The organism is Nocardioides cavernae (genome assembly GCF_016907475.1).
In the GTDB taxonomy this organism is placed as follows: Bacteria; Actinomycetota; Actinomycetes; order Propionibacteriales; family Nocardioidaceae; genus Nocardioides; species Nocardioides cavernae.
On the sequence record NZ_JAFBCA010000001.1, the window covers coordinates 2,125,184 to 2,136,925 of the forward strand.

Annotated in this window: 11 protein-coding genes; 8 read left to right on the forward strand and 3 right to left on the reverse strand. The window is 72.0% G+C overall.

All coding sequences use genetic code 11. From position 1 onward, the window contains the following. Positions 1-17: 17 nt before the first annotated feature. On the forward strand, positions 18-566 hold the full coding sequence (gene ilvN / locus JOD65_RS09920) for an acetolactate synthase small subunit (protein WP_191196562.1): 549 nt from the start codon (positions 18-20) through the stop codon (positions 564-566). A gap of 31 nt (positions 567-597) precedes the next feature. After that, on the forward strand, positions 598-1,626 hold the full coding sequence (ilvC, locus tag JOD65_RS09925; RefSeq protein WP_307821065.1) for a ketol-acid reductoisomerase: 1,029 nt from the start codon (positions 598-600) through the stop codon (positions 1,624-1,626). 57 nt (positions 1,627-1,683) lie between these two features. Here the strand turns inward: ilvC and JOD65_RS09930 are convergent, their stop codons facing one another. Then, on the reverse strand, positions 1,684-2,580 hold the full coding sequence (locus JOD65_RS09930; protein ID WP_204811073.1) for a hydroxymethylglutaryl-CoA lyase: 897 nt from the start codon (positions 2,578-2,580) through the stop codon (positions 1,684-1,686). 56 nt (positions 2,581-2,636) lie between these two features. On the opposite strand from JOD65_RS09930, the gene JOD65_RS09935 reads away from it, so the two are divergent. The 3 genes from JOD65_RS09935 to JOD65_RS09945 are packed head-to-tail and all read left to right on the forward strand — an operon-like array spanning position 2,637 to position 5,118. Then, entirely contained in the window at positions 2,637-3,854 is a 1,218-nt protein-coding gene (locus JOD65_RS09935; protein WP_191196564.1) for a CaiB/BaiF CoA transferase family protein, read from the forward strand. Next, positions 3,854-4,501: an isochorismatase family protein gene (locus JOD65_RS09940; protein ID WP_191196565.1), complete on the forward strand. Its 648-nt coding sequence runs from the start codon at positions 3,854-3,856 to the stop codon at positions 4,499-4,501. Before JOD65_RS09935 ends, JOD65_RS09940 begins: the two co-directional genes overlap by 1 nt. Beyond that, positions 4,498-5,118, forward strand: coding sequence for a cupin domain-containing protein (locus JOD65_RS09945; RefSeq protein WP_191196566.1), 621 nt, complete (start codon positions 4,498-4,500; stop codon positions 5,116-5,118). The genes JOD65_RS09940 and JOD65_RS09945 overlap by 4 nt, the downstream gene beginning before the upstream one ends. A gap of 15 nt (positions 5,119-5,133) precedes the next feature. Here JOD65_RS09945 and JOD65_RS09950 read toward each other — a convergent pair whose 3' ends face one another. Beyond that, on the reverse strand, positions 5,134-6,504 hold the full coding sequence (locus JOD65_RS09950) for an MFS transporter (RefSeq protein ID WP_191196567.1): 1,371 nt from the start codon (positions 6,502-6,504) through the stop codon (positions 5,134-5,136). Between the two features lie 75 nt (positions 6,505-6,579). Between JOD65_RS09950 and JOD65_RS09955 the strand changes: the two genes are divergently transcribed. Next, positions 6,580-8,208: a nitrilase-related carbon-nitrogen hydrolase gene (locus tag JOD65_RS09955; RefSeq protein WP_191196568.1), complete on the forward strand. Its 1,629-nt coding sequence runs from the start codon at positions 6,580-6,582 to the stop codon at positions 8,206-8,208. 6 nt (positions 8,209-8,214) lie between these two features. Here the strand turns inward: JOD65_RS09955 and JOD65_RS09960 are convergent, their stop codons facing one another. Beyond that, positions 8,215-8,922: a GntR family transcriptional regulator gene (locus tag JOD65_RS09960; protein ID WP_191196569.1), complete on the reverse strand. Its 708-nt coding sequence runs from the start codon at positions 8,920-8,922 to the stop codon at positions 8,215-8,217. A gap of 169 nt (positions 8,923-9,091) precedes the next feature. Here JOD65_RS09960 and JOD65_RS09965 point away from each other — a divergent pair, with 169 nt between their 5' ends. Together JOD65_RS09965 and JOD65_RS09970 are read left to right on the forward strand one after the other, a co-directional pair. Beyond that, a complete protein-coding gene (locus tag JOD65_RS09965; RefSeq protein ID WP_191196570.1) occupies positions 9,092-10,414 on the forward strand; it encodes a flavin reductase in 1,323 nt (440 codons plus the stop codon). After that, positions 10,411-11,733, forward strand: a complete 1,323-nt coding sequence (locus JOD65_RS09970; RefSeq protein ID WP_191196571.1) for an acyl-CoA dehydrogenase family protein — start codon at positions 10,411-10,413, stop codon at positions 11,731-11,733. The genes JOD65_RS09965 and JOD65_RS09970 overlap by 4 nt, the downstream gene beginning before the upstream one ends. Positions 11,734-11,742 lie beyond the last annotated feature (9 nt).

Genomic DNA, 11,742 nt, shown 5'->3' on the forward strand with positions numbered 1-11,742 from the left:
GCGAAGCGAGGACGTCGATGAGCAACAAGCACACCCTGTCGGTGCTCGTCGAGAACAAGCCGGGCGTCCTGGCCCGCATCGCGAGCCTGTTCTCGCGTCGCGGCTACAACATCGACAGCCTCGCCGTCGGCCCGACCGAGCACCCCGAGATCTCGCGGATGACCATCGTGGTCAACGTCGACGAGTCCCCGCTCGAGCAGGTCACCAAGCAGCTCAACAAGCTCGTCGAGGTCATCAAGATCGTCGAGCTCGACGGCGCCGGATCGGTCAACCGCGAGCTGCTCCTCGTCAAGGTCCGCGCCGACGCCACCACCCGGGGCGCGGTGCTCGACGCCGTCCAGCTCTTCCGGGCCAAGGTCGTCGACGTCGCACCCGACGCGGTGACCGTGCAGGCCGTCGGCAACGCCGACAAGCTCGCCGACCTGCTGCGCGTGCTCGAGCCCTTCGGCATCCGCGAGCTCGTGCAGTCGGGCATGGTCGCGATCGGGCGCGGCTCGCGGTCGATCAGCGAACGCACCCACCGCCCCGTCGCCGTGCCCGCCCCCGTTTCAGCAATCGCCAACTGACCCCAGAGAAACGACCGAAGGAGAGCCCCCAGTGGCTGAGATGTTCTACGACGACGACGCCGACCTGAGCCTGATCCAGGGCAAGAACGTCGCGGTGATCGGCTACGGCAGCCAGGGCCACGCCCACGCGCTGTCCTTGCGCGACTCCGGCGTCGACGTGCGGATCGGGCTGCAGCCCGGCTCCAAGAGCCGCGACAAGGCAGAGGCCGAGGGCCTGCGCGTGCTCACCCCGCGCGAGGCGGCCGAGGAGTCCGACCTGATCGTGATCCTCGCCCCCGACCAGCACCAGCGGAAGCTCTACGCCGAGGAGATCGAGCCGGCGCTGACCCCCGGCGACACCCTCGTCTTCGGCCACGGCTTCAACATCCGCTTCGGCTACATCACCCCGCCCGAGGGCGTCGACGTCTTCATGGTCGCCCCCAAGGGCCCCGGCCACCTGGTGCGTCGCGAGTACGTCGACGGGCGCGGCGTGCCGGTCCTCGTCGCGGTCGAGAAGGACGAGTCCGGCAAGGCCTGGGACCTCGCGCTCTCCTACGCCAAGGCGATCGGCGGCCTGCGCGCCGGCGGCATCAGGACCACCTTCACCGAGGAGACCGAGACCGACCTGTTCGGTGAGCAGGCCGTGCTCTGCGGCGGCGCCTCCCAGCTCGTGCAGTACGGCTTCGAGGTGCTGACCGAGGCCGGCTACCAGCCCGAGGTCGCCTACTTCGAGTGCCTCCACGAGCTCAAGCTCATCGTCGACCTGATGTACGAGGGCGGCATCGCCAAGCAGCGCTGGTCGGTCTCCGACACCGCCGAGTTCGGCGACTACGTCTCCGGCCCGCGGGTCATCACGCCCGACGTGAAGAAGAACATGGAGGACGTGCTCGCCGACATCAAGAACGGCGCGTTCGCCGAGCGCTTCATCACCGACATGGACAACGGCTCGCCAGAGTTCACCGAGTTCCGCAAGAAGGGCGAGTCGCACCCGATCGAGCAGACCGGCCGCGAGCTGCGCAAGCTCATGGCGTGGGTCAAGTCGCACGACTCCGACTACACCGAGGGCAGCTCCGCCCGCTGAGGTTCAGCGGCGGGACGGCCCTGGAGCCGTCTCGCGCACCCTCCTGGGCAGGGCCGGCTACGCGGGGAACCCGCCGGCCCGGCCCAGGAGGGCGGGCGCCTGCTGGAGTCCGAGCCGCGCGCTGATCCAGGCGCCGGTGGCGGCGACGGACTCGCGGTCGACCCCTGTGGCGATTCCCGAGCGGTCCAGCAGGTAGGTGAGGTCCTCGGTGGCGATGTTGCCGGTCGCGCCGGGGGCGAACGGGCAGCCTCCGATACCGCCGGCCGACGCGTCGAGGACGCTCACACCCGCCTCGATCGCGGCGATCGCGTTGGCGTAGCCGGTGTTGCGGGTGTTGTGGAAGTGCGCCCGGATCGGCACCGACGCATCGAGTCCGCGGATCCCTCCGACCAGCTCGCGCACCTGGGCGGGGACGCCCACCCCGATCGTGTCGGCGATCGCCACCTCGTCCGGTCCGGCTTCGAGGCAGGCCCGGGCGACGTCGAGGACCCGTGCCGAGGGGACCTCGCCGTCGAACGGGCAGCCGAATGCCGCCGCGATCATCACGGTCGTGGCCAGGCCCGCGGCTCGTGCGTCAGCGGCCACCTGCTGCCAGGTCGAGACCTGCGCGGCGGTGTCGACGCCCTGGTTGCGCAGCGCCAGTCCGTCCGAGGCGACGACCACGACCGTCACCTCGTCGCAGCCCGCGGCGACCGCGCGGTCGAGCCCGCGGCGGTTCAGCACCAGCCCGATCGAGCGCAGGCGGGGGTCGTCCCGGACGGCCGCGATGACGTCCTCGGCATCGGCCATCTGAGGCACCAGGTCGGGACGCGCGAAGGCCGTCACCTCGATCCGGCGCACGCCGGCGTCCAGGCAGCGGCGTACGAGGGTGGCCTTGTCCTCGGTCGAGACCAGCCTCGCCTCGTTCTGCAGGCCGTCTCGGGGGGAGACCTCGACGATCTCGATGTCCGGCACCTGGGCGCACCTCCTCATATCAGATGTGCGAAGCATATCTGATATACGATCCGCTCATGACGACTGCAACCCCTGCGGCCACCGGGCCGCTCGCCGGTGTTCGGGTGCTGGAGGCGGGACAGCTGCTCGCCGGGCCCTTCGCCGGCCAGCTCATGGGCGATCTCGGCGCCGACGTGATCAAGGTCGAGCCGCCGGGCGTGGGCGACCCGATGCGGCAATGGGGTCGGGAGAAGGCCGAGGGCGCCTCGCTGTGGTGGCCGGTGGTGGCCCGCAACAAGCGGTCGGTCACCCTCGACCTGCGGCAGCAGGAGGGGCAGGAGCTCTTCGCCCGGTTGGTGGCGGACTGCGACATCGTGGTGGAGAACTTCCGCCCGGGCACGCTCGAGCGCTGGGGGCTGGGCTACGACCGGCTCCGCGAGCTCAACCCCGGCCTGGTCCTGGTGCGGGTCAGCGGCTACGGCCAGACCGGTCCCTACTCCTCCCGGGCGGGATACGGCTCGATCGGCGAGGCGATGGGGGGTCTGCGGCACGTCGTGGGGGAGCCGGACCGGCAGCCCTCGCGCACCGGCATCTCGATCGGCGACTCGCTGGCGGCCATGCACGCCGCGGTCGGCGCCCTGGCGGCACTGCGCCACCGTGACCAGACCGGTGAGGGTCAGGTCGTCGACAGCGCGATCTACGAGGCGGTGCTCGCGATGATGGAGAGCACGGTCACCGAGTGGGACGTCGCGGGCTACCAGCGAGAGCGCACCGGTGCGGTGCTGCCGAACGTCGCGCCCAGCAACGTCTACCCGACCGCGGACGGCCAGATGGTCCTGGTCGCCGCCAACCAGGACTCGGTCTTCGGGCGACTCGCCGCCGCGATGGACGAGCCCGAGCTCGCCGCGCCGGGGAGCCCGTACGCCGACCACGTCGGCCGCGGTGACCGCCAGCAGGAGCTCGACGACCACATCGCCGTCTGGACGGCCGCGCACGACGCCGACGAACTGCTCGAGCTGCTGCATGCCGCCGGCGTCCCGGCCGGCCGCATCTATCGCGCGGCCGACATGCTGACCGACCCGCACTTCGCCGCTCGCGAGGCGATCGTCCGGGTCCAGGACCCCACCTTCGGATCGGTGGCCATGCAGAACGTCGTCCCCAAGCTGTCCGCCACCCCGGGATCTGTCCGGTGGACCGGTCCCGCGCTCGGCGCCCACAACGACGAGGTCTACGGAGGGCTCCTCGGGCTGACCGAGGCCGAGCGTGGCGACCTCGCGGACCGGGGCGTCATCTGATGGACCTGTCCGACGACTACGCCGCTGCCGGGTTCATGGGCCGCCTCGGCTTCGGGGCGCGTCCCGCCGTCGTCGTGGTCGACGTGGTGCGCGCCTACCTCGAGCCCGGTTCGCCGCTGGCCGACGGCGCCGGCCGCTTCGAGGGCGCCCGGGCGAGCGCTGCCCGGGTCGTGAGGGCAGCGCGTGCTGCCGGACACCCGGTGGTGTTCACCCGGGTGCGCCTGATGCCCGGGCGCGCCGACGCCGGGCTCTTCGGCCAGAAGGTGCCCGGGCTCGTCGTCTTCGAGGAAGGATCGCCGCTGGCGGAGTTCCCCGACGACCCCGCGCCGCTGGCGGGGGAGGTGGTGGTCGCCAAGCAGTACGCCTCGGCGTTCTTCGGCACCAGCCTCGCCTCCACCCTGAACGCCTGGGACGTCGACACCGTGGTGGTGGTCGGCTTCTCCACCAGCGGCTGCGTGCGCGCCACCGCCCTCGACGCCCTCCAGCACGGGTTCCGCCCGATCGTGGTCGCCGAGGCGTGCGGGGACCGGGCCGACTGGGCACACGCCCAGAACCTGTTCGACCTCGACGCCAAGTACGCCGACGTGCTCGGCGAGCGCGAGGTGCTCGACCACCTCACCACCCACCCCGGAGGAGCAGCCCGATGATCCCGACCGACCCCAGCCCGCTCGTGCCCCCGACCGCACCACGGACCGTCGACCTCGATGGCTCCGACCTGGTCTGGCGCAGCCATGCGATCTCCGGCTCGGACCAGGCCGCCGAGCTGGTGATGCTGCACCACGACCCCGAGCGGGAGACGCGCACCGTGATGGTGCGCTTCCCACCGGCCTGGCGGCGCGACGCGGTCGGGCACCAGCCCGCCGGCGAGGAGATGGTGCTCCTGACCGGCGCGCTGACGATCAGCGGGCACACGGCGACGGCCGGCAGCTATCTGCTCATCGAGCCCCGCGCGACCCGGTCGGCCAGCTCCACTGTCGACGGGACCCGGGCGCTGGTGTGGTTCTCAGGCCCCGGTGGCGGGTGGAGCGAGGGATCGGCCGAGGCCGCGGGCTCGATCAGGGTCGCGCCGCTCGACGGCAGCCTCTCCCGCTCCGCCAACGACGTGATGTCCGGGTCGGTCACCGTGCACGACGACCTCGCCGAGCAGACCTTCCCGTGCGACGTCGACGTGCTCTGGACCGCCCACCGTCGCTGGGCGCACGTCGTTTCCGGCGATCTCGTCCCGGCCCACAGCGGCCCGGCCGTCGTCCGGCGCTGGGCCTAGGGATCCGCCGCCCGGTCAGCCCCGGATCGCCCGGGCGGCATCCTGGTCGTAGTGCCCGATCGTGCGCCGCAGCACGATGAGCGTGAGGAAGAGCGGCGGCAGCAGCGCCAGCAGGGCGAGCGGGAGCGAGCCCACCGCATCGGAGACGACCCCGACCAGCAGGGGACCGGCCGCGCCGCCGAGCGTCATGAGGAACTGGAGCAGCGCGAAGCCCAGCCCCCGACGGCTGGCCGGCACGACGTCCGCCGATGCCGCCGTCAGGTTCGGGATGGCGCCGGCGAAGCCCACGCAGGCCAGCGCGACCAGCGTCAGGCGTAGGGGCAGGCCGGGCAGCAGCACCGCGCCGGTGAGCGAGACGGCACCGAGCAGCAGGAACCAGAGGGCGGTGCGCAGCCGCCAGGCGGACCTGACGCCGTGGCCGCGGTCGCCGATCCGGCTGCCGAGGATGATGCCGATCACGATGCCCGTTCCGCCCACGCCGCCGGCCAGGCCGGCTGCGGCGTCGTAGCCGAGGTCCTCGGTGCGCTGGAGCAGCGTCGGCAGCCAGTAGAAGAGGCCGCCCAGTCCGAGGTAGAGCAGCGAGAGGCTGGCGATCACGCCCCTGAGTGCTCGGATGTCCAGCAGCTCGCGCGCCTCGCGCATCATCGAGTGGCGGTCCGCGAGCGTGGGTGCCGCGTGGGTCTCGCCAGCAGCGGTGCCGCGCATCTGGTCGATCCGGTCGCCCAGGCCGCGCAGCGGCTCCCGGACGGTGAGGACCAGGAGCGCGACCAGCGCGCCGGGGACCGCGACGATGAAGAAGACCGCCCGCCAGCCGACGGCCTCGGCGAGTGCGCCGCCGACGGCGACCCCCACTGGCAGCCCCATGTAGTAGCCCGCCCGCTCCAGGCCGTACGCCTTCCCGCGCGTCTGGCCCGGGTAGTAGTCGGCGAGGAGGCTGGAGGCCGGCGGGTTGTAGAGCTGGCCCGCCGCGCCGAGCACGATCCGGGTGATGAAGAAGAGCGCGAACGTGGTGGCCAGGCCGCTGAGCACCGAGCAGACGGCCCAGACCAGCACGACCAGGGCGATGATCGACGTACGCCGTCCGGTGTCGGCCAGTCGGCCCGCCGGGAGCAGCAGGACCACGCCCGCGACTGCCGCTGCGGTCGGGATCGCACCGGCCATGGTGTCGCCGAAGCCGAAGTGGTCCTGGATGGCTGGCAGGGCGCCGGCGACCAGGTTGAACTCCACGCGGTCGATGAAGGCGACCAGCGCCACCACCACTGCGGGCCACCAGCCGAACGGCGCACCCCTGCCGAGGTCGACGCTGACGGCGGCCCGCCCGGGGAACGCCTCGACCTGAACCTGGTCGGGCGACTGCGTGGATTCGGCGCCCTCGACGTCCGACATCGGCGATGCTCCTATCGTGCGGGTGGCAGGTGTGTCAGGCTAAACCAGATATCGTAAAAGATATAGGAGAATGAGTTGACCACCCTGCGCGTCGCCGCCGTCCAGTTCTCCGTGACCGAGGACGTCACGGCCAACCTCCACACCTGCCTGCGGATGACCGACCGGGCCGTCGCCCGCGGCGCCCGGGTCGTGGTGCTGCCGGAGTTCTGCAACCACGTCTCGTGGTACGACGACCGCGCGCACGCGCGCCGGATGGCCGTGACCCTCGACGGGCCGTTCGTGGCGGCGCTCGCGGCCAAGGCGGCCGAGCACGGGATCCACCTGATGGCCAACTGCACGCTGGCGCGACCCGACGGGCGCACCACGGGGACCAACCTGCTCTTCGGCCCGACCGGCGACCTGCTCGCCTCGAGCGACAAGCAGGTGCTGATGGGCAGCGAGCGTGACCACCTCGACCCGGCCGTCGAGGCCTCGGCAGTGGTGGACACCGAGCACGGCCGGCTCGGGATGTACTCCTGCATGGACGGGGTGATCAACGAGACCCCACGGATGCTGGCCGTGGGCGGCGCCCAGGTCCTGCTCAACAGCCTCAACTCCTTCGCCCTCGACGAGGCGTCGCTGCACGTGCCGGTCAGAGCCGTGGAGAACCGCGTCTGGGTGGTCGCCGCCAACAAGGTCGGCCCACTGGTGCCCCAGCGGAGCATCGAGGTGGTGGCCGAGAAGGTCGGCGTACCGGTCGACCTGCTGCACGGCGCGGGGGAGAGCCAGATCGTCGCGCCCGACGGCACCGTGGTCGCAATCGGTCCGCGCACCGGCGAGGCGGTCGTGGTCGCCGACATCGACGTGCACGACGCCGACGACAAGCAGCGCCCCGACGGCACCGACGTCCTCGCCGCGCGTCGCCCCGAGCTCTACGCCGCGATCATCGAGGCACCGGTGGGTCGCCGGGCGCCCGGTGGTGCGGCGCAGATGCAGGCAGCCGTGATCTGCCCGGCCCCCGGCGACGACGTCCACGAGCTGCTGGTCGAGGCGCTCGGCACCGGTGCAGACCTCGTGGTCCTGCCCGAGCTCGCCGGCCCCTCGGCCGACGAGATCGCCTCGGCGATCACGGCCGGTCCCCACCGCGATGCCCTCGTGGTGACCACGGCGGCCGAAGGAGGAACCCATGCAGGGCTGGTCGTGGGCGCCGACGGCGTGCGGCTGCGGCAGCCACAGCTGCACGACAGCGCTCGGCACTCGTCCTGGGCCACCGCCACCGGCGAGCAGCTCCTGGTCCTCGCGACTCCGTGGGGTCGACTGGCCGTCGTCGTCGGTGACGACGCGCTCTATCCGGAGACGTTCAGGCTCGCGGCCCTGGCGGACGCCGACGTGGTCGCCGTGCCCTTCACGGTCGCGACAGCCTCCGACCTCGAGCCCCTGCTGCTCGAGCGAGCCGCGGAGAACCGGCTCAACCTCGCCGTCGCCAGCCCGGTGGGCGAGCACGGCGCAGGAGGCCTGGTCCCGCTGTCGGCCGACTTCACGTTGTGGACCGAGTGGTCCCGGCCGTTCTCCGGCGTGATCAGCCGCCCCGAACCGGTGAGGTCGACCGGGCCGCTGACGGTGGGCACGCTACGGCCCGCCTGCGCGGTCAACCGGTTCGTCACCCGAGGCACCGACCTGGTCGACGGCCGGCCCTGGGCGCTGGCCGGAGCGCTCGCCCGCTGACCCAGGTCAGTCCGCGTCCTCCGCGGGGCGACGACGCAGGGCCGCGCGCAGCTCCTCTGCGCTGGCATCGAGGTGCGCCACCCAGGCGTCGCGGAACTCCTCGGCCTTCCCGGCCCTGGCCAGCTCGAGGAGGTGGCGGTGCTCGTCGATGCGTCCCTCCTGCGTCTCGGGCGCACTGTCGAGCTCGGCCATCAGCAGGTGCAGGTAGCGATCGGCGGCGTGCCAGAGCAGCTCGAGGACCCGCCGGTCCATGGCGCCCATGACGTCGGCCAGCAGGCTGGCGTGGTAGGCGTGGTGAGCGGCGGCCAGGGCGGCCGGCTCGCGCTCGATCCCGACGTAGTAGTCCAGCGCCTGCTCGGCGTCGTCGAGGCGCTCGGGGGTCATCTCCTTGACCGCCTCGACCGCGAGGTCGCCCTCGATGGTGCGCCGCAGTCGGTAGATGTCGTCGAGGTCCTCCAGGCTGAGCGAGGCGACGAGCGCCGAACGCCCCGGGCGGAGGCTGACGATGCCCTCGCTCTCGAGCCGCCGCAGCGCCTCACGGACCGGGATGTGGCTGACGTCGAACTGCTCGCACAGCTCCACGATCGACACCGCCGACCCGGGCTGGATGTCCCCGACGAGCACGGCTCGCCGAAGCTCGTCGGTGACGCGATCGACCAGGGACAGGTGCTCGATCGGACGAACGGTGGACTCGGCTCGCGCGCGTCGCGCCATGGGTCTGCAGTCCTCTCACCAGGTGTCCGCCGGTCCCGGGATCGAGTCGGCGGGCGGAATCATAGATCCTCGCCGATTTGATGCTCCCACGACAACGAACTGTTCTTCCGTTCCATCTTGCGCGATTGCAACATTGATATTGTATATTCTGTCATGAGAGGGGGTCGCCATGGTGGAGCCCGCGATGTTCCGTGACGTGCTGGCCCAGTGGCCGAGCGGCGTGACGGTCGTCACGACGGTCGTCGACGGTTCCTGGCACGGCATGACCGCCAGCTCGTTCTCCAGCGTGAGCCTCGACCCGCCGTTGGTCTCCATCTGCCTGGACCGCAGGCTCTACACCCACGGGCTGATCCAGGAGAGCGGCGTCTTCGGTGTCAGCGTGCTGGCCAAGGACCAGGCCGACGTGGCCCGGCGCTTCGCCGGGATGGCGGGTGAGGTCTCCGAGCGTTTCCTCGGCGAGACCTGGTCGGTAGCCGGGACCGGCACGCCGCTGCTGGACTCCGCGCTGGGCTGGGTGGACTGCCGCGTGGTCCACGAGCACCCGGGCGGCGACCACACGATCTTCGTGGGCGAGGTGGTGGCTGCCCACACCGCGCGCCGGACCGCGCCGCTGCTCTTCCACTCCCGGGGTTGGGGCCAGTTCGCCGACGTCCTCCCCGACGTCGCCACCCTGTCCGACGGCGGACTGGTGTCCACCCTCACCTCACGCGGGGAGAACGACGCGTGGGTCACCCGGACGTCCAAGCGGGTCCGTGAGTCGGGAGTCCGCGTCCGGGTGATGGACCTGACCGGGGACCCTGCGCGGGACTCCGGGCGACGCGCCCGACGCCTCGACGACGGCCACAACACCTCGGCCCTGGTGGGCTCTGCCGCTGCGGCCAGTGAGGCGGTTGGTCGCGGGGTCCGCACGGTCGAGGTCTACGCCGATCCCGCCGACGCACGTTCGGTCGAGAGCGCCGTGGCGGCACTCAGCGCACATCCGACGGTGGGAGCGGTGGTCATCCCGGACGCGTTCCACCACGAGCGGCTCGAGGCCGTGCTGGCAGCCGTGGAGGCGTTCGCCGCCCTGGGCATCAGCGAGATCTCCTTCCAGGACACCCTCGGCTCGGCGACGCCGCTGGAGGTGCGCGCCACGCTCCAGGAGGCGGTGGGGCTGGCGCGGCCGGTCCCGCTGCGCGTGGCGTTGCACGACGCCGACCGACTCGGCCTGGTCAAGGCGCTCACCGCCCTCAAGAGCGGCGTCCACCACTTCGACACCACGCTCGGCGGCGTCGACGGTGCGGTCGCCACCGAGGACCTCGTTCGACTGCTCGGTGCCGTCGACGTCGAGACACCGGTCGATGCGCCGGCGATCACCCGGCTCGCCCGCCGGGTGCGCCAACGCCTCGACGCCACCCCCGACCTGCCCCGGCAGGTCGCCGACCGCGACCCGGCGCAACCGGACAGCACGCCGAGCCCCCGGCTCGCCGACACCGTAGGAGCCGCAGGATGACGACACGACTCACCGCCGAGTACCTCCTCCCCGACCTGACCGAGGAGGAGCGCGAGCGCGCCGAGCGGGTGGAGTCGGTGCTCCCGACCCTGCGCGAGGCAGCCCTCGAGGCAGACGCCTGCGGTGAGTTCCCGCCCGGGCACGTCAAGACGCTGGCGGAGGCCGGTCTCCTGGGACTCGTCGTCCCGGTGGAGTACGGCGGCCTGGGCGGCGGGCTGCGCGACCTCGCAGCGACGACGTACGCGCTCGGCACCGCCTGCGGCTCGACCGCGCTGGCCTACTTCTTCCACTGCTCGGCCTCCTCGCGCGGCCTGCTGCCCCTGGCGGCGATCGACGCCGGCGTCTATGAGGACCACGAGGTGGAGGTGGTCCGAGCGTTCGCCGAGAAGGTGCTCTTCGCGATGGGTCGCGACAAGCGCCTGCTGGCCAACTTCGCGAGCGAGGCGGTCAAGGCCAGCACCGCCAACGTGCTGATCAACACCACCGCCCGTCGCACCGAAGGCGGCTGGCTGCTCAACGGCGAGAAGTCCTTCGGCTGCCTCTCCGGCACTGCCGACCACTACCTCGTCACGGTCCGGCGCGAGGACGTCGAGGGCATCGACGGGCTGAGCCTGGCGCTCGTGGCCCGCGACTCCGAGGGCATCCGGCCGCGGGCGCGCTGGAACGGCCTGGGCATGCGGGCCTCGGACAACCACGGCCTGGTCATGGAGGACTGCTTCGTCGCCGACGCGGACGCCCTGACCGTGCCCGGTGCGTTCACGCGCGCCACCCAGATGTCGCGCGGCTCGTGGGTCGGCAACCAGGTCGCGATCGCCGCGATCTATGCCGGCATCGCCCGAGGCGCCTGGGAGTATGCGTTCGGGAGGACGATGTCGGCGACCTTCGCCGACACCGGCAAGCCGATCGCGTCCAGCCCGATGCACCAGGTCCTCGTCGGCAACGGTGAGGAGGCGCTCGCCGAGGCCCACCTGTGGCTGCGCCGCCAGATCGACCTCGAGGCCAGTGACCCACCGATCCTCCCCAAGCCCGAGGTCGTGGCCAGCTGGAAGCTGGCGAAGGGCGCGATCTGCGAGCGCTCGTTCTCGGTGGCCGTCGATGCCCTGAAGATGTGTGGCACCTCCGGCGCACTGATGGACAACATCATCGGACGCGCCGTCCGCGACACGTCCATGGGCCTGGTCCAGGCGTTCCCGGCCGAGCGCGGCCGGCTGGACATGGCCAAGATGTTGGTCGAGAAGGAATCATGGGCCGGACTGACCACGAGTGACACGTTCGCGCGCACCCCTGCCCGGGCCGGCGCACGCCGGGAGGAAGGGTGACGGCCACGT